Annotated in this window: 23 protein-coding genes; 15 read left to right on the top strand and 8 right to left on the bottom strand. The window is 62.9% G+C overall.

What is annotated here, in order from left to right:
* The first annotated feature begins 19 nt into the window (after positions 1–19).
* From AC6H4Z_RS10755 to AC6H4Z_RS10745, 3 genes are all read left to right on the top strand, one after another.
* Positions 20–400, top strand: coding sequence for a winged helix-turn-helix domain-containing protein (locus tag AC6H4Z_RS10755; protein ID WP_497546749.1), 381 nt, complete (start codon positions 20–22; stop codon positions 398–400).
* Positions 401–481: 81 nt separating this feature from the next.
* Positions 482–871 carry a BlaI/MecI/CopY family transcriptional regulator gene (locus AC6H4Z_RS10750; RefSeq protein WP_497546748.1) on the top strand — a complete coding sequence of 130 codons (390 nt, stop codon included), beginning with the start codon at positions 482–484 and terminating at the stop codon, positions 869–871.
* Positions 872–874: 3 nt separating this feature from the next.
* Positions 875–2,641 carry a M56 family metallopeptidase gene (locus AC6H4Z_RS10745; protein WP_497546747.1) on the top strand — a complete coding sequence of 589 codons (1,767 nt, stop codon included), beginning with the start codon at positions 875–877 and terminating at the stop codon, positions 2,639–2,641.
* Positions 2,642–2,715: 74 nt separating this feature from the next.
* On the opposite strand, the gene AC6H4Z_RS10740 is transcribed toward AC6H4Z_RS10745, so the two are convergent.
* Together AC6H4Z_RS10740 and AC6H4Z_RS10735 are read right to left on the bottom strand one after the other, a co-directional pair.
* Entirely contained in the window at positions 2,716–3,840 is a 1,125-nt protein-coding gene (locus AC6H4Z_RS10740) for a hypothetical protein (RefSeq protein ID WP_497546746.1), read from the bottom strand.
* Between the two features lie 57 nt (positions 3,841–3,897).
* Positions 3,898–5,406 carry a DUF1254 domain-containing protein gene (locus AC6H4Z_RS10735; RefSeq protein ID WP_497546745.1) on the bottom strand — a complete coding sequence of 503 codons (1,509 nt, stop codon included), beginning with the start codon at positions 5,404–5,406 and terminating at the stop codon, positions 3,898–3,900.
* Positions 5,407–5,722: 316 nt separating this feature from the next.
* On the opposite strand from AC6H4Z_RS10735, the gene AC6H4Z_RS10730 reads away from it, so the two are divergent.
* Positions 5,723–7,783, top strand: coding sequence for a hybrid sensor histidine kinase/response regulator (locus AC6H4Z_RS10730; RefSeq protein ID WP_497546744.1), 2,061 nt, complete (start codon positions 5,723–5,725; stop codon positions 7,781–7,783).
* A gap of 19 nt (positions 7,784–7,802) precedes the next feature.
* On the opposite strand, the gene AC6H4Z_RS10725 is transcribed toward AC6H4Z_RS10730, so the two are convergent.
* Positions 7,803–8,885: an LptF/LptG family permease gene (locus AC6H4Z_RS10725; RefSeq protein ID WP_497546743.1), complete on the bottom strand. Its 1,083-nt coding sequence runs from the start codon at positions 8,883–8,885 to the stop codon at positions 7,803–7,805.
* A gap of 177 nt (positions 8,886–9,062) precedes the next feature.
* Between AC6H4Z_RS10725 and AC6H4Z_RS10720 the strand changes: the two genes are divergently transcribed.
* On the top strand, positions 9,063–9,479 hold the full coding sequence (locus tag AC6H4Z_RS10720; protein ID WP_497546742.1) for a hypothetical protein: 417 nt from the start codon (positions 9,063–9,065) through the stop codon (positions 9,477–9,479).
* 3 nt (positions 9,480–9,482) lie between these two features.
* Here AC6H4Z_RS10720 and AC6H4Z_RS10715 read toward each other — a convergent pair whose 3' ends face one another.
* Complete coding sequence (locus AC6H4Z_RS10715) at positions 9,483–10,181, bottom strand: alpha/beta fold hydrolase (protein ID WP_497546741.1); 699 nt, start codon at positions 10,179–10,181, stop codon at positions 9,483–9,485.
* Positions 10,182–10,439: 258 nt separating this feature from the next.
* On the opposite strand from AC6H4Z_RS10715, the gene AC6H4Z_RS10710 reads away from it, so the two are divergent.
* From AC6H4Z_RS10710 to AC6H4Z_RS10680, 7 genes are all read left to right on the top strand, one after another.
* A complete protein-coding gene (locus AC6H4Z_RS10710; RefSeq protein WP_497546740.1) occupies positions 10,440–11,393 on the top strand; it encodes a hypothetical protein in 954 nt (317 codons plus the stop codon).
* Positions 11,394–11,680: 287 nt separating this feature from the next.
* On the top strand, positions 11,681–11,893 hold the full coding sequence (locus tag AC6H4Z_RS10705; RefSeq protein ID WP_497546739.1) for a cold shock domain-containing protein: 213 nt from the start codon (positions 11,681–11,683) through the stop codon (positions 11,891–11,893).
* The gene (locus AC6H4Z_RS10700) at positions 11,890–12,897 is read left to right on the top strand and encodes a fatty acid desaturase (RefSeq protein WP_497546738.1); all 1,008 of its coding nucleotides are present in this window, start codon (positions 11,890–11,892) and stop codon (positions 12,895–12,897) included. The genes AC6H4Z_RS10705 and AC6H4Z_RS10700 overlap by 4 nt, the downstream gene beginning before the upstream one ends.
* An 11-nt stretch (positions 12,898–12,908) precedes the next feature.
* Positions 12,909–13,112, top strand: a complete 204-nt coding sequence (rpsU, locus tag AC6H4Z_RS10695) for a 30S ribosomal protein S21 (protein ID WP_497546737.1) — start codon at positions 12,909–12,911, stop codon at positions 13,110–13,112.
* Between the two features lie 42 nt (positions 13,113–13,154).
* The gene (gene infA, locus AC6H4Z_RS10690; protein WP_497547030.1) at positions 13,155–13,376 is read left to right on the top strand and encodes a translation initiation factor IF-1; all 222 of its coding nucleotides are present in this window, start codon (positions 13,155–13,157) and stop codon (positions 13,374–13,376) included.
* 12 nt (positions 13,377–13,388) lie between these two features.
* Positions 13,389–13,631, top strand: a complete 243-nt coding sequence (locus AC6H4Z_RS10685; protein WP_497546736.1) for a hypothetical protein — start codon at positions 13,389–13,391, stop codon at positions 13,629–13,631.
* 54 nt (positions 13,632–13,685) lie between these two features.
* A complete protein-coding gene (locus tag AC6H4Z_RS10680) occupies positions 13,686–14,507 on the top strand; it encodes an isocitrate lyase/PEP mutase family protein (protein ID WP_497546735.1) in 822 nt (273 codons plus the stop codon).
* Here the strand turns inward: AC6H4Z_RS10680 and AC6H4Z_RS10675 are convergent.
* Entirely contained in the window at positions 14,504–14,827 is a 324-nt protein-coding gene (locus AC6H4Z_RS10675; RefSeq protein WP_497546734.1) for a hypothetical protein, read from the bottom strand. The two genes, AC6H4Z_RS10680 and AC6H4Z_RS10675, sit on opposite strands and share 4 nt — an antisense overlap.
* A gap of 253 nt (positions 14,828–15,080) precedes the next feature.
* Between AC6H4Z_RS10675 and AC6H4Z_RS10670 the strand changes: the two genes are divergently transcribed.
* Entirely contained in the window at positions 15,081–17,477 is a 2,397-nt protein-coding gene (locus tag AC6H4Z_RS10670) for an alginate lyase family protein (RefSeq protein ID WP_497546733.1), read from the top strand.
* A 65-nt stretch (positions 17,478–17,542) separates the two neighbouring features.
* Positions 17,543–20,077 (top strand): excinuclease ABC subunit UvrA, encoded by a 2,535-nt coding sequence (locus AC6H4Z_RS10665; RefSeq protein ID WP_497546732.1) that lies wholly within the window; start codon positions 17,543–17,545, stop codon positions 20,075–20,077.
* Positions 20,078–20,083: 6 nt separating this feature from the next.
* Here AC6H4Z_RS10665 and AC6H4Z_RS10660 read toward each other — a convergent pair whose 3' ends face one another.
* The gene (locus AC6H4Z_RS10660) at positions 20,084–20,719 is read right to left on the bottom strand and encodes a malonic semialdehyde reductase (RefSeq protein ID WP_497546731.1); all 636 of its coding nucleotides are present in this window, start codon (positions 20,717–20,719) and stop codon (positions 20,084–20,086) included.
* On the opposite strand from AC6H4Z_RS10660, the gene AC6H4Z_RS10655 reads away from it, so the two are divergent.
* Positions 20,718–21,845, top strand: a complete 1,128-nt coding sequence (locus tag AC6H4Z_RS10655) for a DUF5996 family protein (RefSeq protein WP_497546730.1) — start codon at positions 20,718–20,720, stop codon at positions 21,843–21,845. The genes AC6H4Z_RS10660 and AC6H4Z_RS10655 overlap by 2 nt on opposite strands.
* Before the next feature lie 28 nt (positions 21,846–21,873).
* Here AC6H4Z_RS10655 and AC6H4Z_RS10650 read toward each other — a convergent pair whose 3' ends face one another.
* Both AC6H4Z_RS10650 and AC6H4Z_RS10645 read right to left on the bottom strand, forming a co-directional pair.
* Positions 21,874–22,077, bottom strand: coding sequence for a hypothetical protein (locus AC6H4Z_RS10650; protein ID WP_497546729.1), 204 nt, complete (start codon positions 22,075–22,077; stop codon positions 21,874–21,876).
* 67 nt (positions 22,078–22,144) lie between these two features.
* A complete protein-coding gene (locus AC6H4Z_RS10645; protein WP_497546728.1) occupies positions 22,145–24,637 on the bottom strand; it encodes a TonB-dependent receptor domain-containing protein in 2,493 nt (830 codons plus the stop codon).
* Positions 24,638–24,718 lie beyond the last annotated feature (81 nt).

Here is a 24,718-nt window from a genome sequence, read left to right as displayed (position 1 = left end):
TTCGAGGGAGACGCCGACAGTGAGCGTTACCACCAAGAGTCCCAAACGCCCCGCGCGTACCGGCAAGTCCGCCGATGTCCGCGTCCGTGTTCTCGCCGACTCGTCGGTTGCGATGGGTCCCGGCAAAGCCGATCTGCTCGACGCGATCGCCGACACGGGTTCGATCTCCGGCGCCGCGCGCGCCATGGGCATGAGCTATCGGCGCGCCTGGCTTCTCGTCGATACGATGAATGCCTGCTTTCGGTCACCGCTCGTGACCACGGCGAAGGGCGGCGTCGAAGGCGGCGGCGCCTCGCTCACCACCACCGGTCGCACGGTACTCACCGAGTACCGCGCGCTCTCCGAATCCGTTCGTGAGACGTTCGCTCCCCTGCTGAAGGGCCCGTCAGCCGCGCGGTAAACTGCTCATCTACTATTCTCGTAGTTGACAACACCACACCTTGGCCATAAACTACTACCACGCTAGTAGACAGGACATTTCATGGACGACTTCGTTCTAGGCGATCGCGAGCTCGATGTCATGGGCGTGCTCTGGGATCTTGGTTCCGGCACCGTCACCGAAGTGCGGGACAAACTCCCCGCCGACCTCGCGTACACCACCGTACTCACGATTCTTCGCAATCTCGAGGCGAAGGAGTTCCTCCGTCACACCAGCGAAGGCAAAGCCCACCGCTACTTCCCGCGCGTCGCGCGTCAGGCCGCGCGCCGCAGCGCCATCGCAAAGATCGTCGATAAGCTGTTTCATGGCTCGCCGGAGCAACTCGTCGCGCAGTTGGTCGAAGACGAACATCTGTCCCCTGAAGACCTGCGGCGCCTCCGCGCGCTGCTCGCGGCTCCCCCGAAGTCTGGCGCCAAGAAGGGAGGAAAGTAGCCGATGATTGCGTCCTGGATGCTCTACACCGCGCTGATCAGCATTCTCTTATCAGCCGCTGCCGTTGCCGCCGAGCGTGCCATGGCATCGCGTGGGCGTCCAACGCGATTTGTCTGGGCAGCGGCGCTCGCCCTCTCGCTCGGCTGGCCACTCGCGCCGGCGATTGCCCGTCTTGTTCCGAGTACGGCGCGACCGGTTCGCGTGCTGCCATTCACGATCGTCGTGCAAGCACCAATGGTGATCTCTCCCGACGACGCCGCAGCCGCTCGGCGCGCACGCATCATTGACGATTCGCTCATCGGACTGTGGATCGCATTGTCGGTGCTGCTCCTGGGTCGGCTGGCGGTCGGCGTCGCGTCGTTGGAGCGGTCGCGTGCGACCTGGAAACGCGGTCGCGTAAACGGTGTTCGTGTCCAACTATCGGATAACGTCGGGCCCGCGGTTGTCGGCCTTCGCTCGATGGACGTCGTGCTTCCGGAATGGATCCTGTCACTCGACGAATCGCTGCGCGCCATCGTCCTGCGACACGAGGAAGAACACCGCACGGCGGGTGATCCGTATCTCCTCTTTGGCGCCGCCATCGCCGTCGCACTCATGCCGTGGAATGCGGCGCTCTGGTTCCAAGCGCGTCGCCTTCGGCTCGCCATCGAAATGGATTGCGACGCGCGAGTGCTACGCGTGCACCCGTCGCCGGAACGCTACGGCATGCTGATCCTGACGATCGCGCAGCGACGTTCGGTCGCACCCACGCTGTTTGCTCCAATGTTGTCGGAACCAACGACCAATCTCGAGCGGAGGATTCTCGCGATGCGCACCACCACACGCAGGCTCGCACGCACGACGATGTATGGCGGAAGCATCATTGCGCTGTCGCTGCTCGCCTTTGCTAGTTCACTGCAATCGGCTGGCACGTCGTTCAAGAAGCCGAACGTTGTTGACGCCGTGGCTCGCGCTGCCGCGCGCGCGGTGCCGGCAATTCGCTCCGAGACGATTCCAGTTCCCAAGCCGGCACCCGGGAAGCCTGGCGCGAATCGGAACGAGGTGCTCAAACTCGACGCCGTACAGAGCACGGCAACGCCAACACCGCGCTATCCGAACATGCTGCTGTCAGCGGGCATCGAAGGTGCCACGCTCGTGCGCTTCAGCACCGACGCCGATGGACGGGCGATCCCAAGCTCGGCCCTCATGCTCATGTCGACACACGATCTCTTCTCGGAATCGGTCCGCTCGTCGCTCCAAACGTGGTACGGCCCAGCGAACAGCACGGTGCAGATTCCGTATGTGTTCCTGATGGCAGATCAAACCGCGAAGGATTTGAAGGGCATGGAGAAGAATCTCCCGCCGGGCGCGGTGGTCGTGGTTGGCGTACGACCGAACGATGCGCCCAGGGTTGCGCTGTTGGATCCTGTCGTCACTACCAAGGGCGTCGTCGGCACATCGCCAACGCCGATGACCTCCGATCAGACCTTCTTCGACTTTCAGGTCGAACAGGGCGCGACGCCGATGAGCGGGAACATCGCCCCGCGCTACCCGGACGTCCTCCGAGAGGCACACGTCGAGGGCGAAGTGCTCGCACAATTCACGGTGGATACCTTGGGCTATGCGGAGGTATCGACATTCAAAGTTCTTCGATCGTCGCACGAGCTCTTCACGCAGACGGTGAAGGACAATCTTGCTGGCCTTCGCTTCCATCCCGCCCAGGTGGGTGGCAAAGCCGTGAAGCAGCTGGTCCAGATGCCGTTCCAGTTCACGCTCGCCAAAGAGCCGTGAGCAAACGCTGATTGCACAACGGCCCGTCAGATCGATACGCGATCTGACGGGCCGTTTTGCTTTGGACGCTTGCGTCAGCGACTCACGACCGCCGCGCGATCCACGAGCCACCTGTGCCACTCGACGTCGAGCTGCGCCAGGTCGAGCGTGTTCTTCAACTTGAGCGCGTCAGCGATCGGTCGTCCCAGAATTTGCGCGTCGGCAACGAGTCCGATGAAATCGTATCCCTCGCGCGAGACGAGAAAGCGGCCGAGCACCAGTGACTGCGCGTCGAAGAGCGCACTGCCTTGCAGCGGCGGCGCGGCCGCCCGCCCCTGCCCCGACGACGCTCCGCCGCCGCGTCCACCCATTCCACCGCGGCCTCCTCCACCCATGCCGCCGCGTCCTCCTCCACCCATTCCCCCGCGACCGCCCATCCCTCCTCCTCCCATACCGCCGGCCCCACCACCAGGCACTCCACCGCCTGATCCGCGCCCTTCGCGCCCACCTTCAGCGAGTACCATGGGTTGCGGTCGCTCCATGGTGAAATACTCGGACAAGGGAAAGAGCGCGTCGGGGTGAGCTGCGAGAGTCGTCGTAAATCGATCGACGAGAGAGTCCGCCGTGAGCAATGGAATCATCGTCGCGGCCCACGCGGGCACGCGAGGATCGTCTGTCTCACCGTCGGCCTGCGTCGAGACCGCGGGCTTGTGTGTGATCGCGCTTGCGTGAGCAGATGTCCATGCGCGAACCACCGGCAGTGTCGCCGAACCCGCTGCAAGCGGACGATAGCTCATTCCAGGACCACGTGCCTTGTCGTCCTGCTTCTTTGCCGAGGGATCTGGAAGCACCACTTCGACGACCGCGCCGTGCACGCCCTCGGGCAAAGGCGCGCGCATGATGAATGGCTTTCCCTCGGGCACAACGCGTCGAATCGTAACAGTGACAGGCGTCACGCCTTCGATCGGGAAGACGCGCGCCAACACGCCCGCGTCGCGATTCAGCTGTGGCTGCACCATCGCCAGGTCGGTGTTCGAACGACCGACAAGCTCATAACCGCTGCCGCGCGCCACCCACGTGGTCTCGCTCGAAACGAGTCGCAGTTCGCCGTGCGTCGCGGCGAGCACCGCCGGATCGACCTGCGGCGCGCGCGACCCTCGCGAACACGCAGCGCTTGCGAGGGGAATTCCGACGGCAAGTGCGAGTACTGACTGCTTCATGTAATGACGTGTCCAGAGTGATCAGGAATGACTCTGTTGAGACACGCCACGCAGCGGTTACCCCTGTGCTGCTACCTCGACCTTCTCAACGTCGCTCGGCTTCCAACTTCGATCGAAAAATGCCTTCGTGGGACCGTAGAGTCTGAGGATCACAAAGAATCCTTTGCCCGGTACAGTCGCGAGCCAATTCCCGGATGTCGGTTGACGCGGACCAATCGCGATGCTGATCGATCCGTCGGCGTCGACGATGGGCTTGTCCATCGAATTGATCGACGGAAAGGGCTGACCATTGTCGAGACCCGACGCATTCTCCGCGTCGTAGAGCGTGACGGACCAGAAGATCTTCGCCGGAATCTCGGCAGGCAGATGAAGACGATACGCACGATCGCCAGAGAGGAACTCTCCGTCGGAATCCTTGAACGCCGACGGATACTTTGCGCCGGCGTTCGGCATGTCGAGCGCCATCGCCGGACTCGTGGAGTAGGCCGCCGCGAAAAACCCGGCGCGGAGATCGACGTCGTTGTACGTCGGCGCGACGAATTCTGGATTTCCGGGGAACGGCGGAAAACCGTTGATCCACTGGCGGTCCTCGTAATACTTCCCGCCGTCGCGCTCCGCGATCAGCTCGTACGCCTGAAAGCGCGCGAGTTCCGATCCGCGCCTCGCCGCGCGCGACAACACATCTCGCACGTGCGCGTCCGGCTCGAACGGCCGATCCTTCGCGATGCCGATGGCCGCGAGCACGCCCCGCATGTCCATGTCGAGACAGTCGACGTACTCGTGATCCACGAATCGCTTGAGCATGTCGAATGCGCGGTCGTCGCGCGGCGCCAGCATGTTCGCGGCAACGCCCGACCCGTCGGGGAATTCCATCGCCCGGGCCTCCGCGCCGGCGTTGAGCGGGTAGATCCGGGTCTGCTCCATGACCTGAACAGGCGCTTCGAGCGCTTTGGGATCTTCGAAAAATCCCCGCCAGAAAACAAAAACGCCGTACGTCCGCGAACGATACGCGTAGTACGGCGAGGGAACGTTCCCGTCGTAGTCGGGCGGCAAGATCAGATACTTGCCGCCCTTCCCTCGGTCGGGTCCTGTGAGCCCGACGTCGCCGCTCCATACCCGTCCGTCGATCCGACCCACCGACCGCAGCGGCCGCTGAAAGAAGTCGTCGAGCAATCCCTGCAGACCCGGCGGCGCCTCGATCACAACGGGACCATCCTCCTTCAGATCGAGATAGCCCATCGCATAGATCACGTCCGAGTTCGGCGTCGCGATGAGTGTTTTTGCATTGAGCCGTTCTTTCCAGATCGGCAAGACATTGTATCCTCGGCCGAAGGCCTTTTCCGATCCTTCCTTCATGGCGTACATGTTCAGGACTGGCAGCGCCCACAGGTATGCCGACACCGCGTTGACGTAGAGCAGGTCGTCGCGCAGGCGGCGCTCGCCAGCTTCGGTGGGGTATCCGGCGCGAAAATCAGCCGGCTCTGTGACACGCGTGATGTTGGTCGTTGCTGCGATCGGTTGATCGCGCCGCGTTCGCCGCGCTCGTTCCTTTGACTTGCCACGCATCGGAACCTCCAAGCATCCTCGAGCATCGGCGCGCCGTCACACGGCCGCGCCCCGTCGGTGCAAGAGGCAAGAAGCGGATCGCCGTCCGTCGGCGGTTCCGGGTTGCCCCTCTCCACCCTCGACGGCCGAGATCGCCGCTCGGCCGAGCCTTGCCTGTAGTTGGGTCGGTTTCCCCCTGTCAATCGGCCCAAAGTAAACGAAGCGGGTTTGAGCCAGCCGGTGGTTGCACGAAAGCCTTCCGTTGGTGCACGTTCACCAGGCTGTCGCGCGAACAATCCGCCGCGCAGTTCGGTTCGTTTCCGCGTTCATTCAGGACATGTCGACGACGATATCCCAGGAACGACGTCTCGAGCTTGCACAGGCGGTGAATCGCCTCTCTGAGGCCATTCTACGCGGCGACACGACGTCCGATGTTTTGCAATCGCTGGTCGACATCGCGGGACCGATTCTGCCCGCCGACCGGGCGCTGATCTACGACATTCAGCTCACGCCACAGCTCGCGGTTGGTTTATGTGAATGGCGGCAGCCTGACAGCGGTGTCACGTCGACCAAAGCTACGTACCCGCTGCATCTGTTCCGAACCGCGGCCATCGAAGTCTCGCGGACTGGTGCGGCACTCGAGAGCAGTCGCTCCGCGGTCAATCCGCTTCTCGCCGCCGACGGCGCCGACGTGCTGCTGCACGGACAGATGTCCATCGAACGCCTGCTCTGGTTTCCCTTTGGCCGGCGACACGATGGCTTCTATCTGCTCGCGTTCAATCAGGTCACGCGCGATCGCGACTGGGAAGCTGACGAGCTCGAGTTCGTTCAGGTCGTCGCCAACCAGGTAAGCCTCGCGCTGATGAAGCTCGAGCTCATGCGAGAGCGTGAACGCGCCGACGCCGAACTTCGCGAGAGCGAGCATCGCTTCAGACTCTTCTACGACTCCACGCCGTCGATGTTCTTCACCGTCGACGCCGCCGGCGCCGTACGAAGTGTGAATCAGTATGCCACACAGCACCTCGGCTACTCCTCCGATGAGCTGCTCGGCCACAGCGTTCTGCAGATCGTCCATCCCGAAGATCGCGCTGCCGTCACGCAGCACCTGGCCGCGTGCTACAACGAGCCCGGAGTCGTGCGCGAACAGTCGTTCCGTAAGATTTGCAAAGATGGTTCGACGATGTGGGTGAAGGAAACGACGCGCGTCGCTGACGGTCCCGACGGCGCGACGGCACTCATCGTCTGCGATGACATCACTGAGTCGCGTGCGAACGAAGAAGCCGCCCGTCGAGCCGAAAGCAAATCGCACGATAAGGATGAGTTCATGGCCATGCTCGGCCACGAATTGCGCAACCCGCTCACGCCAATCGTGACCGCGCTCGAAATCCTTCGTCGCCGCGGGCGGAACGACGATGAGCTCGAGCTGATCGACCGCCAGGTATCGCACCTTCGCCGACTCGTCGACGACCTGCTCGACGTCTCACGCATCACCCGCGGTAAGGTGGAACTGCACACCGAACACATCGAGCTGTCGGTCGTTGCTGCGCAAGCTGTCGAGGTGGCGCGCCCGCTGTTCCAACGCAAGCGTCAGCGATTGACCGTCGATATCGCCGCGCGCGGTCTCGTGGTCGACGCCGATCCGTCGCGACTCGTGCAGGCCTTTGCGAATCTTCTCACGAACGCTGCGAAGTTCAGCGACGAGGGCACGGAGGTGTACCTCGCCGCCGAGCGGCGCGGCGAGCGCATCGTCGCCGAGATACGGGATCAGGGCGAAGGCATCGACCCCGATATGCTGGATCGCGTTTTCGACTTGTTCGTTCAGCGCGGCCAACCTGCCGATCGCGCCCAGAGCGGATTGGGACTGGGACTCACGATCGTTCGCAATCTCATCACGCTGCATGGCGGAACAGTGCGCGCCAACAGTGAGGGACGCGGGCGCGGAACGGTCGTCGTAGTCGATCTACCGATTGCGCCGGCCGTCGCGTCTCCGTCGCGAAGCCTCGCGCCCGGCACCACGGGGCGTTCGCTCCGCGCCGGCGCGCCACGCAACATCCTCGTCGTCGATGACAATGAGGATGTTCGAAAGAGCCTCTGCCGGCTCCTCGGACTTCACGGGTATCAGGCGATCGGGGCCGGAGATGGCCCGACGGCGCTCAAGATCGTCGAGGACTTGCAGCCGTTGGTGATTCTCGTCGACATCGGGCTGCCGGGAATGGACGGCTACGAGTTTGCGCGCCGGCTGCGCCGCTCACAACCGACCGGCCCGCGGCTCGTCGCCATCACGGGGTACGGTCAGCCGTCGGACCGCGCGCGATCACGCGACGCCGGGTTTGTCGCGCACTTGGTCAAACCCGTCGACATCGATACGCTGCTTCCATTGCTCGAACAGTCGACGTAAACGCAGGCCCCGCCCTGGGTCAGCTTTCGACGCGGGCGAGCAGGCCGATGCCAACGAGGCCGAAGATCGCCGCAGGAATCCACGCCGCGAGGTCCGGGGGAACGACGCCCTTGCTACCGATCGCGCGCGTGAGCTGGATCATGAGCAGAAAGATCATTGTCGTCGCGAGACTCACGGCAACACCGTATGCCGAGCCTCCGCGCTGCGAACTCGTGGCGAGGGGCGCGCCAAATAGCGCGATGATGATACACGTCGCCGGAATGGCGAACTTCAGCATGCGTTCGACGCGCAACAGATTCGCGTCGCCGCCAGAACGCTCGGTAGCCACGATGATTCGCGTCAGCTCGCCGAAGCTCAGCTCGTGCGGGTCGCGCTGACGCGTCAGCATCTCGAGCGGCCGTTCACTGAAGTGATTGTCGCGCGCCGACGCGAAGTTGATTGTCGTCATATCGCCAGTGTCGCGCACGATGTGCATTTGCCCGGCGCCCAAGCGCCAGCCGCGAGTGCGCGTGTTGTACACTGCGCGGTCCGCCGCCAATACATACGTGGGGTACGATCGCCCCAACCCCTTCCGCTCGATCTGCAGCTCCTGGATTCGACCGGAATCGGCGCGAAGCTCGAACGCCTTGTACACGCGGCCGAGTCCACCGGCGAACACGAAGTTGTGGCGGCTCGTGCCGTTGGACACGCGATCTTCTCGAATCAACTCGGCGCGTCGCTGATTCCCGCGTGGTGCCGCCATTCCTAGGCCAATGTCCACACCCGTCGCCAGGACTGCCCCAGCGAAGATCGGTGCGATCATTCGAAGAAAACTGATTCCGGATGCTTTCGCCGCTGTCAGCTCGGCGTGCTGCGTGAGCGACCCGATGGTGAACACGGTCGCGAACAGCACGGCCGCGGGCACGACCATGAACGCCGAATCGGGCAGCCAATAGACGTAGCTGAGTGCGAGGTCGCGCCACGGGATATCGCGACTCAAATAGTCATCGAGGCGCGAAGCAAGGTCGCTGATGATGAGGAGCACGGGAAACCCGAGCATCGTCACCAGGAAGAGTTTCCAGAACTCGCCGAACACATACCGATCGAGACGGCGAATGAGCATTAGATCACCGTGGAGCGGTTGGATTCATCGGCCGAGCCAGCGAGCCATGCGAGGGGGACCAACGGGACCTCCGGCAGGAGACGGGGCGACAGCGGCTTGGAGTACACCAGACGATTGCAAAGGTCCCCCGGTGACGACCACGCGAGCCGGCCGGTTCAGCGATTTACTATGAAAACGATGAATCCAATCCGGGCCGCGAGTGGCATTGCCGCGGCCGCCCTGATCGCTCTGGCCGCATGCGGCGACCGCGGCGCTCCCACCGAAGCGGCTGTGCCGGCATCGATCGTTGCGGGAAGCGTGACCGCTACGCGCGTCGCTGGCGGCGTCGCCATTGCGAACGGAACCGAGCGCGCTGTGGGCTACGCGGTGTGGAATCCCAATTTTCTCGGCTTGTTTGCGCCCTGCTCGGATCCGTCGCCGGCGTGCCTGCGACTCAAGCCTGGCGGAGTCGCGACCGTCCCGCTTGCGGACGTCGCCGGTCTGAACGCACAGACGACCGACGTGGTGATCTATTGGTGGCAGGTATTGCCGACGGGTTCCGGTGGCTTCGAGGCGAGCACGGTCGGACGTGTCCCGCTCTCGCTGAAGCCGTAACGCCTACCTGCGGTTTTCAGCGAACTCGCGAAGCATCGCCGCGACGAGCGTCGTACGCACTTGTTCGAACGGGTGTGGCGTTCCCGGCAGCACCGCGAGTTCGGCGCGAGCCATTCCTCGCGCGGCGGTCATTGTTTCTTCGATCGTGACGAGTGCATCGCGGTCGCCAACCATCAAGCGCACAGGCTGCTGTATTCGCGCGAGCAGCGCGGTATCGACGATCGGTTCGGCGCCGAGGCGGAGCATGAGGTCCGATGTCTTCGCGAGCACGGTTTCCCAACCACCGGCGCCTGCGTGTCGCGTCTCGAGCTGTTCCGCGAAGCGCGGCACTTTTGCTCGAATGGTGGCCGCATCGAAGCGACTCGTCTCGCGTGCGGCGGCGCTCGGTGTCCACGCGAGCTTGGTGCCGAGTGTGACGACCGAGGTCACCAACTCCGATTGTTCGGCGGCGGCGTGAAGCGCGACGTAGCCGCCCATGCTATAACCGAACAACGATGCGTTCGCGATCGAGCGCGTACGCATGAAGTCGCGCAGATTCTGCGCGAAGCGCTCGATGGTGTACTGACTCACCTCGGACCGCGTGTCACCGTGCCCTTCGAGCTCGAGAATGTGCACGTCGCGATCGTGCGCGAGTAGCGTTTTCAATGGCGCGACCTGCGACGCGCTACCGAGAGCGCCATGGATGAGAATCAGTGGTTCCATGCGCTTCAAGTTACGGCGCCAAGGATGACAACGCAGTTCGTCGAGCCGCGATTCGGTCCCGGGGTTAGGTTACATCATACTGGCGAGCGGACCTGATCCGCTCCTTTCTCCAGTCGCCTGGCGTCGAGCACCGCTAGCCGGCTCCCGAGAGTCGTTTCGATCCAGTGGTCCCTCGACGAATCCGAGGCCGCCAGTGCCGCTGCAAATGTCATTTTTGCGTGCGAAGCATGCCCGCCTCGTTGCCAAGATGGTGGCCGCATGACTTCTCGCCTCCTCGCAACGAGCCACGTTCCGATCTATCGACACGAGTTGGCGATTTCCGCCGTCCCGTACGACGCAATTCTCGTCACCGAACTTACAGAACGCCTCGCGGCGCGACTCGGTTCGAATTCGCACTGGAGCGGACACGCGGCCGCACCCGATGCCGTCGAGTATGTCGGATCGCCCTTTAGCGAAGACGCATCGCGCGTGACGATCGTGCTGCATCAGCGTTTGTGGCAGCACGAATCGACGACGCAAGACGACGCGGCTGAAATCGTTCAGCGTCTTCGCACACGGCCGGACTCCGTGCGAGTCGTGGCGCTCGACGCGCATCCGCTTCCGCAGTGGCTTGCGTCCGTTCCGCGCTGTTCGTTGAGCGCTCTCGGACTCGACGGCGTGACGGACTTCATCGTCGACGCGGTCGTCGCGTGCGAAGGTTACGCGCGCGACATGACGCTGGTTCCCGAGTCCGCTCCAACTCCGTCGCCGACCGAAGGACGCAGTGTGGGCGCTCCGCCGCCGTTTCTCGCGCAGCCGCGCGCGTTCTCGTCGCTACGCCGCGAGCTCGATGCGCTCGCCGTGGCGCTGACGCCCCGCGCGAAGCGACCGGCGACGGATCCGGCAGAGCACGCCACTGAACTTCACACGTTGCCAAACAGGTTGGTGCTGCAAATCGGTTCGGTGGCGCTGAGCTTCTCCTGGGTCTCGGGGCGACTTGGAACCGTGGCGGACGGCCGTCTGTTGGTCATCGAATGGGAGGGCGCGGTTGCCAGTCGCGGCGGCGCTGGGTCCCTGGCCGCTGCTACGGCGGTTCGCGAGACGGTGTATCGCGTGGAGGCGTCGGATCGTGAGGGGTGGCGCTGGCGCTCGGAAGATGCAAATGGCCGAGCGCACTCGACCGCGAATTTGGCGGCGGAGTGGCTGGCGAACGCACTGATCGCGGCGGCTTAACCCCGCCAGCGAGCGGTCTTTACAACTTCGCTAGAACGGGGCCGTCGCGTTGCGCCAAGGGGTGTCTCCTGCTATACTTATAGCAGCGAGACACGCGAGACCGCGTGGACAAGTTCCGGATATTTTAGGGGCCTGCCGAATTGCCGGCAGGCTCTTTTGTGTTTCGGGGGACGGTCATTCCGCAATCCGCGGAGCGGCCCATCGTGAGGGCTAGATCACGAAGCACTGTGTCGGTTGGTACCGCATCTCCGCACTCCCAACACAGCATAGCAACAAGGAGTAGTACGATGCGAACAACTGGAACCGTCAAGTGGTTCAATGACACGAAGGGCTTCGGCTTCGTCACCCCAGAGGGTGGCGCGAAGGATTGCTTCGTGCACCATTCGGCCATTCAGGGCGAAGGCTTCAAGTCGCTCATGGAAGGCGATCGAGTCGAGTTCGACGTCGTGCAGGGTCCCAAGGGCCCGGCCGCCGAGAATCTCACGAAGTTGGCTCGTTGAGTAGCCCCACCGTCTCCCGCGAGGGAGCGGATTGGCGCCGTGCAGTCGGGCCGTACCTCGGCCCGGATGCACGGCGCGCGTCGTTGCAGCTCGTCACGACGCTCGTTCCGCTCGCATTGATCGTCTGGCTGATCTATGCCGTCATGCCGCATTCGCTCGTCGCGGCGCTGTTGCTCGCGATTCCCGCGGCGGGCCTGATCATTCGCACGTTCATTTTCATGCACGATTGCGCGCACGGATCGTTCTTTCCGTCGCGCGTCGTGAACGACACGGTCGGATTCGTGACCGGTGTGCTGACACTGACCCCGTATGCGCAGTGGCGTCGCGATCACGCGATTCACCACGCGACCTCGGGCGATCTCGATCGGCGTGGCCACGGTGACGTGCCCACACTCACCGTTCGTGAGTACATGGAAAAGTCCCGCTGGGACCGCCTGATGTACCGCTTCAGCCGCCACCCTGTGCTTCTGCTCGTCGGTGGACCGTTCTACCTCGGGATCACGCAGCGTTTTCGTAGTCCAGGCGCGGCGTCCGGTGCTCGGCAGACGTTCAGCGTCTGGAGCACGAATATCGCGCTCGCACTGCTACTCGCGGCCGCTGTGTTTCTGATTGGCTGGAAGAGCGTGCTCGTCGCCTACATCATCCCGTACTACATCGCGGCGATGGCAGGCGTCTGGCTGTTCTACGTGCAACATCAATTTGAAGATGCGTATTGGGAGTCGCACGATGACTGGGACTACGTCACGGCGGCGCTCCAGGGAAGTTCACATCTTCGTCTCTCTCCAGTGCTCCGCTGGTTCACCGGGAGCATCGGACTTCACCATGTTCATCACGTCGCGCCACGTATCCCGAACTACCGCTTGCAGCGATGTCACGATGAGAACGAGCTGTTTCAGCGTTCTCCCGTCGTGACGCTGTCGTCGGGCATGGCGGCGTTACGTCTGGCTCTTTGGGACGAGGACCGCCGAAGGCTCGTCCGGTTCCGCGACATCACTGCGCAATAGCTCGAGGATTCATGGCCGAAATTCATCTTAGCGAAACCGATCGCATCGATTGGGCACTCAAGACGTTCAAGCGCCAGGTTCAGAAATCCGGCGTGCTGCGCGAGCTTCGTAAGCGTCGGCATCATGTGAAGCCGAGCGAAGCGCGCAAAATCAAATCGAAAGCGGCTCAGCGTGCCCGCGACAAGGCGCGCAAACAGCCTCGGCACGACCGATAGCGTGTTCGCTTCGCGTCGCCGCCGAATACCCTTTCAAAAGGCATCATGAAGGAAGAAGCGATCGAGCTCGAAGGGATCGTGTACGAGGTGCTGCCGAGCGCCATGTTTCGTGTCGACCTCGACAACGGACATCGGCTTCTCGCCACCGCCGCCGGAAAGATGCGGAAGTTTCGCATTCGCATTCTTGCCGGCGACCGCGTGACAGTCGCCGTCTCGCCGTACGATCTCACTAGGGGACGTATCACTTTCCGTCACAAGATGTGACACGAGGTATCAATGACCATTCCTGACCGAGTAGACGCGCGCTGGATTGCTACGCTTGCCGACAATCAGCTCGTCAAGGCCGAAGCATCGTTGCACGCGACGTTTCGCAAGCAGGAAAAGGTGGAGAAGGCACGCAGCGGCGCGCGGTACATGCTGCTGCAGGGCCCACCGATTCTGGTGAACGCATATCTCCAGTGGCTGCTCGTCAGCGACGCTGCACGTACCCGCGGCCTCGTCGTCCATCACGCGCACTAGCGCGCGTCAGCGACCGTCGGAGCTCCAAGGCCGGCGGTCGCAAAGAACTACCTCATGACAAGTACGATCGCCGGCAAACGCGCCGCCTTCCGCGCCCTCCACACGCAGGGCTGCTTCGTCATTCCCAATCCCTGGGATGTTGGAAGCGCGAGACTGCTGCAGCATCTCGGCTTTGCCGCGCTCGCGTCATCCAGCGCGGCTTTCGCCTGGACCACCGGGCGCCCCGATTACGACGTGACCCTGAGCGACGTGCTTCAACACCTCACGTCGCTCTGCGCCGCTGTCGACATTCCGATCAACGCAGATTTCGAATCGGGATTCGCGGCCGATCCCGAACGCGTGGCAGTGAACGTCGGCCTCGCAATCGAGACAGGAGTCGCCGGTCTGTCCATTGAGGACCGTGCACTCGAAGCGCCGTTCGCGTTATACGATACACCCTTCGCCGTCGAACGAATTCGCGCCGCACGTGCCGCAATCGATCGCTCCGGGCACGACGTCATTCTCGTCGCGCGCACCGAGGGTCTATTGACCGACGCGACCGCGGTGACGCCGGCAATCGACAAGCTGGTGGCCTTTGCCGACGCTGGTGCCGACTGTCTCTTCGCGCCTGGTGTGCGCGACAAGAACGACATCGCCGCAATGGTCCGCGCCGTTGCACCAAAACCTGTGAATGTTCTGATGATGGGCCCTGGGCCCAGCGTCGCGGAACTCGCGGACCTTGGCGTGCGCAGAATCAGCGTTGGCGGCGCGCTCGCGCGCGTCGGCTGGTCCGCGGTACTGTCCGCCGCGGAGCAGATGAAGGCGGGATCGTTCGCCGGGTTGGCCAGCGGCGCACCAAGCAAGCGGCTGAACGACATCTTCGACGCGTTCGCCTAAGTCGCGCTGGGCTCGCCACCGAGGTGACCGAAATACGCCTCGACGCTCCAGAGAATCACCTGTCGGATCAGCTCCGTGTGCTCGGCCAACGGCGTAATGTCGGCCGCTTCGACGAGTTCGGACAGCGTCGCAATGACATGGCCCGGTGAGGTGCCGGCGCTCCGCTCGACGCCAACGTAGGTCCATACGCCGCGTCGAAGTGCTTGTTGGTCGACTGGCTTCGACGCGAGAGCGGCTGAGACGACCGACCGAAGGTCGGCTGCGTCTGCGAGATCCGTGAGATTGCGCGCCGTCGGCGCGCCAGTTTTCGGCTGGTTCATTCTGACTCCTGTCGTTGCGACGAGCAGCGCTGGACCGAGAGGCTCTCGAGTCCGATGGCCGATCGACAGGCACAGGAGACCAGGGGGAGGTGGCGCGGGCGCCACACACCAGCACCTTCAAGTTAGCGGTTTGCGCCCCGCGAGTACGCGCGGATTTCTTACCGCTTTTCTAACCCGACGGATTCGGACATCTTGTTCCGTCGCCGGCGACCGAGCTCGCTTCACCACAAGTTTCGCCAGAGGATGCTTTGTAATGCAGCCAGCTATTCGCCCTCGCGCTGTCCGCGCGATTGGAGCGTTCTCGCTCTTCGCCGTGATCGCAACCGCGGTTCCGATTCCTAGCCTGGCGCAGAGCGCCGCTGGCTCACCGAAACGCGATCCAGGAACAGCGGCCGGCGTTCCGCGTACGATCCTCCTCCGCGGTGAACGCCTCGCCGAATCGAAGCGTCTATTCACGATCGGCGACGCGTCGGTCAAGCCCGTCGTCGACGCCGTGCTGCAGACGGCCCGCGTGGCGCTTGCAGCCCCGCTGCTCTCGGTGATGCAGAAGGGGCGCACTCCGTCGAGTGGAGACAAGCACGACTACATGAGTATGGCGCCGTACTTCTGGCCGAATCCCGCGACGCCGAACGGACTTCCGTTCGTGAATCGTGATGGCGAGATGAATCCCGAAAGTCGCAAGGACCATGACGGCCTCCGGCTGCAACAGACCGTCAGCCATGTGCATGCTCTCGCACTCGCCTGGTACCTCACGGGCGACGCGCGGTACTCCGAAAACGCCGCGAAACGTCTGCGCGTGTTCTTCCTCGACACAGCGACGCGAATGAACCCAAACCTGCGCTTTGCCCAGGCAGTGCTCGGCGTCACGGAGGGACGGAGCTTCGGCATCATCGATACGCGCGACATGCCGGAGTTGGTCGACGCGCTACGGCTGCTCGATAACGCACCCGGCTGGACACAGCGTGACGCAGACGGGATGGTCGCGTGGTGCGGTGCGTATCTCAAATGGCTCTTAGAGAGCAAGAATGGAATAGAGGAGCGCGCCGCCAAGAACAACCACGGCGTGTTCTTCGACGAGCAGGCCGCCGCGCTCGCAGTCTTCATTGGTGATAGCGCGATGGCCAAGCAACTCATCGGCGAGAGCGGCAAGAGCAGGATTGCCAACCAGATCGACGGAGACGGAAAGCAGAAGCGAGAGCTCGAGCGCACGCGTCCCCTGCACTACACGTTGTTCAATCTCGACGCGTTCACGATGCTCGCCGAAATGGGGCGGCACGTCGGCATCGATCTGTGGCACTACACTGCGCCCAGCGGCGGCAACCTCGAGAAGGCGATTCTCTTCATCGCGCCGTATGCGGACAGTACTGTGAAATTCCCGACACCCGATATCGCCGAGCAAGGCCAAGGCGAATTTCTTCCGCCGCTGCGCCGGGCGGCCGCACAATTCGGTAACGCCGCGTTCGCACGCGCGCTCGAACACATCCCGCTCGGCCTTCGAACTGAGGATCCCGACGCCGTCAATTTTCCGCTCGAAGCTGTATCGAAACGCGCGTTCGATCGTGCCGCGGATCAACTGCGACGTACGGCGATGGCGCTCGATCCGGCGAACGGCTATCCGCGCTCGACTGATGCGGCCGGCAATCTGGACCAACGCGCGGCGACTGAATGGACGAGTGGGTTCTTCGCGGGCATGCTCTGGTCCATGTATCAGGAGACCGGTGCGACCGAGTGGCGTACACTCGCCGAGCGTTGGACCACCGGTCTCGAGCCGAACAAGAATCGCACAAACACGCACGACCTCGGCTTCATGATGTTCGACAGCTTCGGTCGCGGATTCTTACTCACGGGGAACGCACACTACCGCGACGTCGTGATGCAGGCGAGCCGCTCGCTCGCGACGCGCTACAACCCGCGCGTCGGCGCGATCAAGTCGTGGGATACCGATAGCGTTGCCGACGCGAGGCGCGATTGGAAGTACCCCGTGATCGTCGACAACCTGATGAACCTCGAGATGCTGTTCTGGGCGGCGGCCCACGGAGGTGACAGCGCCTGGTTCCGCATCGCCGAGCGACATGCCCTCACTGCGGCACGGGCGCACGTTCGCGATGACGGGAGCACCGCGCACATCGCGCTGTTTGATCCGACGACGGGCGCGCTCGAACGCCGCACCACGTGGCAGGGTTACGGCGACAGTTCGGCCTGGGCACGTGGGCAGGCCTGGGCGATTCACGGCTTCACCGCGTCCTACGGCCACACCAAACGACCCGAGTTGTTGCAGGCCGCGCAGCGCACCGCAGACTGGTTCATCGCACACCTGCCTGCCGACGCCGTACCCTACTGGGACTTTCGCGATCCAGCAGTCCCGAACACCGTGCGAGACGCGTCTGCCGCGGCGATCGCGGCATCGGGGCTCTACGATCTCGCGCGCTACGGCGACGCGGGTGTGAGAGATCACTATCGAGCAACGGCTGACCGTATTCTGTCGTCGCTGGCGTCGAACTACGCCGCCGCGCCGTCGCCGCGCGGCGCGATCCTGGCGCATTCAACCGGCGCGATGCCGTTCAAGTCCGAAGTCGACGTCGGCATCGTCTACGCCGACTACTTCTTCATCGAAGCGCTGATGCGTCAGAAGGGCCTCTTCGCCGAGTGATCGAGAGCGCCAGAGATCTCTTTTTGCATCAAGCGGAGTGATCACATCCGCAACGACGAGTGCACGTGGCAAGCAATTCAGAAGGCAAGCAAACTAAAGGACCTACAGGGTTCGTACGTGTTCGCGGCGCACGCGAGCACAACCTCAAGAACATCGACGTAGAGATTCCGCGCGATTCGCTGGTTGTGTTTACCGGCGTATCTGGTTCGGGCAAGTCCTCTCTCGCGTTCGGAACTCTCTTCGCCGAGGCGCAACGGCGGTACCTGGAGTCGGTGGCGCCGTACGCGCGCCGACTCTTCAATCAGGTCGGTGTGCCCGACGTCGACGACATCGACGGACTGCCACCTGCGATCGCGCTGCAGCAACAGCGTGGATCGCCAACGACGCGCTCGACCGTTGGCAGCGTCACCACCGTGTCCAACCTGCTTCGCATGCTGTACTCGCGAGCGGGCGACTATCCGCCGGGACAGGAACTCGTCTACGCCGAAGCATTCTCGCCAAACACGCCGGAAGGAGCGTGTCCTGAATGTCACGGCCTCGGACGAGTCTACGAAGTCACCGAACAATCGATGGTGCCGGACGATTCGCTCACGATCCGGGAGCGCGCCGTCGCCGCATGGCCACTCGCGTGGCAAGGCCAGAATCAGAAGGACATTCTCGTCACGCTCGGCTACGACGTCGATAGGCCTTGGCGGGAACTGTCGAAGAAGGATCGCGATTGGATCCTCTTCACCGATGAGCAACCCGTAGTGCCAGTGTACGCGGGGCTCGAGCCCGACGAAGTCCGCCGCGCGCTGAAACGGAAAGAAGAGCCGAGCTACAATGGCACTTTCACGAGCGCGAAGCGCTACGTGCTGCACACGTTCGCGAATACACAGAGTGCGATGATGAAGCGGCGCGTGTCGCAGTACATGCTCAGCGCCGAGTGTCCGCTGTGCCATGGAAAGCGACTGCGCTTGGAGTCGCTCTCAATCACATTCGCCGGCTACGACATTACCGACATCTCTCGGTTGGCGGTGAAGCGATTGAGCGATGTCGTGCGCCCGTATGCCGAGCGCACAGCGCCCGAACTGCAGCAGATGATGACCGAGCATCCAGAGAAAGCGCTCGTCACGGAACGTATCGCGGACGATCTCATCACTCGCCTCAAGGCGATGATCGATCTCGGGCTCGGGTATCTCACGCTCGAGCGAAGCACGCCGACACTCTCGCCCGGCGAGCTGCAGCGTCTGCGGCTCGCCACGCAGATACGGTCCAATCTGTTCGGCGTGGTGTACGTGCTCGACGAGCCATCGGCCGGATTGCATCCCGCGGACACGGAAGCACTTCTCGCGGCGTTCGATCAGCTCAAGCGCGCAGGCAATTCACTCTTCGTGGTCGAACATGAACTCGACGTCATCCGGCACGCCGACTGGCTAGTTGACGTAGGGCCTGGCGCCGGTGAGTTGGGCGGCGACGTTCTGTACAGTGGGCCCCCCGCGGGCCTCGATCGCGTCGATGCATCGCAGACTCGATTGTATCTGTTCGATCATCTGCCCATCGCGGCTCGCTCGCCTCGCTCGCCGAAAGAATGGTTGCGCCTCGCGGCGATCACTCGAAACAACCTGCACGAACTCGACGTCGACTTACCGGTTGGCGTGCTGACCGCGGTGACGGGCGTTTCGGGTTCTGGCAAGTCGAGTCTTGTCAGTCAGGCCTTGGTGGAGTTGGTCAGCGAGCATCTCGGCAACGAAATCCCCGTCGAAGAAGAGGATGAAGCGCTGGAAGCCGACGCCGTCATAGCGGGTAGCGGCCGCATCACCGGAGACCTCGCCGGCATCAAACGACTCGTACAGGTCGATCAGAAGCCGATCGGTCGCACGCCGCGCTCGAATCTCGCGACGTACACTGGGCTATTCGATCACATCCGTCGGCTGTTTGCCGCGACGAAGTCGGCGCGCGCGCGACGGTACGACGCAGGGCGCTTCTCGTTCAACGTTGCCAAGGGACGTTGTGAGACGTGCGAGGGCGAGGGCTTCGTCATGGTCGAATTGCTCTTTCTGCCAAGCGTGTACGCGCCCTGCCCCACCTGTCACGGTGCGAGGTACAACGCAAAAACTCTCGAGATCAAGTATCGCGATAAATCCATCGCCGACGTGCTCGGAATGACCGTCGCCACTGCGGCCGAGTTTTTCGCCGACGAAGCGTCGGTGTATCGGTCGCTGAGCATCGTACGGGAAGTCGGTCTCGGGTACCTCCGCCTCGGGCAGCCTGCGACCGAGTTATCGGGAGGCGAGGCGCAACGGATCAAGCTCGCGACAGAGCTGCAACGAATGCAGCGCGGCGACACACTCTATATACTCGACGAACCAACAACGGGCCTGCATCCAGCTGATGTCGAGACGCTCATCACGCAGCTCGATGCGCTGGTCGACGCCGGGAACACCGTGATCGTCGTGGAGCACGACATGCGGATCGTCGCACGGAGTGACTGGGTCGTCGACATCGGCCCCGGCGCCGGCGAAGAGGGCGGGCGTGTGGTCGCCGCCGGTTCGCCGAAAGACGTAGCCCGGTCGGCCGAGAGCCGCACGGCGGCGTATCTGGCGCGCGCCTTGGCCTGAACGCGACTACATCACGGAACAGGCTTCATCGAACGATAGCCGGGGAAGCCGCGGAAAGAGCGAGCTTGGATCGCCGTATCCGAGGTTGCACAGAAAGTTGCTCTTCACGTGCCCCTCGACGAAGAACTCCTGCTCGCAACCGAAGCACGGCTTCCCTGCCCCAAAGAATTCCTCGTCGACCTTCGCATTGTCGAAACCGGACAATGGTCCACAGTCGAGACCGAGGGCCCTCGCCGCGAGAATCATGTACGCGCCCTGAAGGCTGGAATTTCGCTTGGCCGTGACCTCGACGAGCTCTGGACTGTTTTGAAAGTTCTTGACGAGCGCTGGCCTCTGGGGAAAGAGCGCTGGCAAGTGATCGTAGAATCTCAGATCGTAGGCGACGATCACGGTCACTGGAGCAGTCATCGTCTTTTCGACGTTCAGAGGCGCGAGTGCCGGACGGAGGCGCTCCTTCGCTTCCTTTGACCGGACGAAGACGAACCGCCCTGGCGTTGCGTTCGCACTCGTTGGCGCCCACTTGAGCAGGTCGTAGAGCGCCCGCAGCGTGTCTTCTGGAATGTCCTTCGTTTGCCACTTGGAATACGTTCGCGCTTCGCGGAACAACGTGTCGAACGCGCGCTCGTCGAGTGCCTCTGCCATGCGTCATCTCCTGACGGAGTTTCCGCGGCGGAACTCGCAATTCCGTCGCCACTTCGATCGACGCATCGCGACGATTGCGGACTCAGGCGCGTATCCGTCGATGGCTAGTGACTTGCAGCCGCGCTCGCGCAGAAGTGACCCGAGCCTCCGTTTGTCCGACACCAACGAGATGCGGCCAATGCCTGGGAAGCAGACGACAACTGGGGAACGATGGCCGCCGCTACCACTCGCCGAGTGGGCGCCAACGTGCACCACGCTCAACCGTTGGATGCAGATCGTCGGGAAGACGCGCCTCGCACTATCACCGTTCGAGAATCATTGGTGGCACTGCGCGCTCTACGTCTCGGCGCGCGGCCTGACGACATCGCCAATGCCCTTTGGCGGAGAGAACGTCGAGGTCGAGTTCGACTTCTTGAGTGATACGCTGTTCGTTCGCGTGAACGACGGACGAACGCAGACCGTCCCGCTGCGCCCGCAGTCAGTCGCCGCGTTCTATCAGGCGTACTGCGACGCATTCGCCTCGGCCGGGATGGCGTTTCCGATTCACGCGTGGCCGAATGAGGTGCCTGACACGACCCCGTTCTCGATTGACGAGGCGCACGCGACGTACGATAGCGGCGCAGTCCGGCGATGGTGGCGTATTCTGAGCAGCGTGGATCAGGTACTCAAAGACTTTCGCGGAGCATTTGTCGGCAAATGCAGTCCGTCGCACCTGTGGTGGGGCGCGTTCGACATTGCCTGTACGCGGTTTTCAGGTAGGCGAGCACCGCCGCATCCTGGTGGTATCCCCAACTGCCCGGACTACGTGACGCGCGAGGCGTACTCGCACGAATGCATCAGCGCGGGATGGTGGCCAGGCTCACTCGATGGACCTGTGACAGAGCCAGCGTTCTACGCGTACGCGTATCCCGAACCCGATGGTTGTCGCGCCGCGCAAATAGAGCCGGCCGCCGCCGGCTATCACCCGACGCTACGCGAGTGGGTTCTCCCCTACGATGCGGTGAGGAAGGAGCGTCATCCAGAACTTCTAGTCACGCAATTCCTGCAGAGCACGTATGATGCAGCGGCGACGCTCGCTGGCTGGGACATCGATGCGCTTGCCCATCGCGAGCCCCATGAGAGTTGACGATGGGGCTCGAGCGCCGCGCGTAGCGTCAGCCGTGACGTTTCCGCTTGTGTCCGCGCGCGTTGTCCTGCTGTTTCGGCGCGTCAACGTGCATCGAATCGACGGGGCTCTCCGCCTGACCGCCGCGCTCGTCGCCCTTACGGCGATCCTGCGCTTCGCGTCTCGCCAACTCTGCAGGCACGTCGGCGTCGTCCGTGTCGAGGCGCTTTGATCCGACGTTTCGACTGGTCATCCTCTGCTCCATCAGGCGTTATAGTGGCAAAAAGCAGAGGGTATGCCACCTGACGCGCCGAGCGTGCTCACGGAGGCGTGGAGCCCGGCGGCGACTGTGCCGACGAAGCATCCGGGTCCTGCTGCTTAGGCTGGAGTCTGATCGCCTTGCCGAAGTTGCGCGTGATGGTGAGGAACACCGCGCGCGACCCGAAGAAGCGTTCGCTGTATTCGACCACCGTGCCGTTCGCCGTTCGATAGCCGAACTTCTGCAGCTTGAACGGATCCGAAACGCGAAGCGAGATGTTACCCTGATCGCCCCACACTTTGTAGCGGCCTGCCAGGTTCATCGAAACGGACGAGAGCTGCGATCCGCCCTCGGTCGCGAAGGGCGCACGATAAAACACGAAGGCCTGCGCATCCGCGATCGTTCCGAAACGCCACGTCGCGTTTGTTCGGGCCGACCACACCATGGCATGGGCCGACAGATTGCCGCTCAGATTGGATGCGTCGCTCGAGTAGTGATAGACGCTTCCGCCGCCACCGATCTGGAGTGGGCCGTGATGTGCGTTCACGTTGAGATCTGAACCCACCGTCATCGTGCTCGCCACGTTGTCGTACGTGCTCACCGACACGCCTGTCGAGTCGACGAACTGAATGTTGCGCACGGCGTGCAGAGTGCGACGAAGGTATGGATTCAGCTGGATCGATCCCCACGACCGCGACTCCTGATACCCAAACTCCAACGCATCCGTGTACTCTGCGCGAAGCGCCGGGTTTCCACGGAACACGTTGCGCGTATCCTGCTTGAACTCGATCGGACTGAGTTGGAAAGGATTCGGACGGCTGACGCGACGCGAATAGCTGATCTTCGCCTGGCGAAGCGGCGTGAAGTTGTACGACACGATCGCGCTCGGATACACGCTCGCGTACCGACGGTCGTAGCGCTGATTGACCGTGTGCAGATCGAGATACGTGGCCGCGTCTTCGAGGCGAAGGCCAGCCTGGGTCTGCACCTTGTCGATCTTGTTCGACAGGAGCAGATAGCCAGCGCCGATGTCCTCGTGATAGTCGAACGATGTTTTGCGCGCTGCAACCGCATCGTACTGAGACGTGATGGCGTTCAGATACGCTGCATCGAAGTCATTCGACGTCAGGCGCTGCGTCACCTTGACCCCCGACTCCAACTTCGTCGCATCGCCGAACTGCATCGTGTAGTCGGTCTTCCAGTTGAAGTATGGAAAGCTGCCGACCGTGTGATCGCGCTCCGTCGGAATCGACATCGGAGTCGACGCATCGGGACGAACGACGTCGCCCGATAGATCGATGTTGTTGCTGTTGTAGTTGTTGGAGTATTCAACTTCCATGGAAAAGAGCGGCGCGTTCTTGGGCGTCATGCGCCGGAAGGTCAGATCGTAGTCTTGCGACAGATTCCGCGAGAGCTGCGACGTGCGCTGTGCCACGAGCCCAATGACCGAATGCGTCGCATCGAGATCGGTGTACGCGGACGATTGGTCGCCGCCGAAATGTCCGCCGAAGAGAAATGCGTCGAGCGACAGCGAATTGCGCGGCGTGAAGCGATACTCACTGCGCACGGTTCCGCCGCCTGAGAGTGGCGACTGCTTGCCGGCGAGATTGGTCTCGGTGAACGCGGGAACCGGCAGCACGAGATTGGTGCGTGCGATCGTACCCGACGTCGAGCGGTGGTCGCTATAGACGTTCGCCGAGAGGAACATCGTGAGCTTGCCCTGCTGCTTGCCGATGTTGCCGTTCGCGGTGAGCGTACCGGTGGACGCCGTGCCGAGCGACAGACCGCCGCTCAATCCGAGCTCGGCCTGCTGATTGAGCACGATGTTGATGATGCCAGCCGTACCTTCGGGGTCGTCCTTCGCCGACGGATTCGTTGCGACTTCGACGTTCTTCACCGTTCCCGCCGGGAGCTGCGCGAGGAAGGCGCCGAGCTGGTCGCCCTTGAGCGGCGTGGAACGGCCGTTGATCTGAATCACGACATTCGCATTGCCGCGGAGGCTGACGTTGTTCGAACCGTCTACCTCCACCAACGGGATGTTGCGAAGCACGTCGATGGCAGTGCCGCCACTCGCGGTAGTCATGTTCTTGGTGCTGTAGCTATTCCGATCCGGCGCGAGCACCGTCTCCTCGCGCTCAGCGACGACCTGTGCCGCGTCGAGCTTCGTGGCGGAGGTCATTAACCCGATTGGGCCGAGATCGACGATCGGTTTGTCGGCGCTGATGACGATGTTGGCGCGAAGAACCGGCGCAAAACCAATCGCTCGAACGCGAAGCGTATATCGGCCGACCGGCAGACCGTCTACGCGGAAGGAACCGTCTTCTTTCGGCAACGCGCCGCTCGCGAAGGTCGAATCCTGGGCGCGACGTACCGCGACCGATCCGCCGGTCACCGGGTGGCCACTCGTCGAATCGACGAGCCGTCCCCGGATTTCACCAATTCCGGCCGCGACACGAGCCGCGGGCGGCGCTTGGGCGATGAGTCGATGTGCTCCGGCAATAGCGAAAAACACCAGGGCGAGGCCGGTTCGAACGAGCGCTCGTGAACTATGCATCAGTCGTTGTAATAGTTGAATTGCAGTTATCTGACGACTCTTGGACCAGTCACGCGCCGACTGGGCGTCATCAGTGAATCG

This window comes from Leucogemmata humicola (assembly GCF_055379415.1).
Note: the sequence above shows the minus strand (reverse complement) of the source record. Positions and strands in the feature narration are given on the sequence as shown.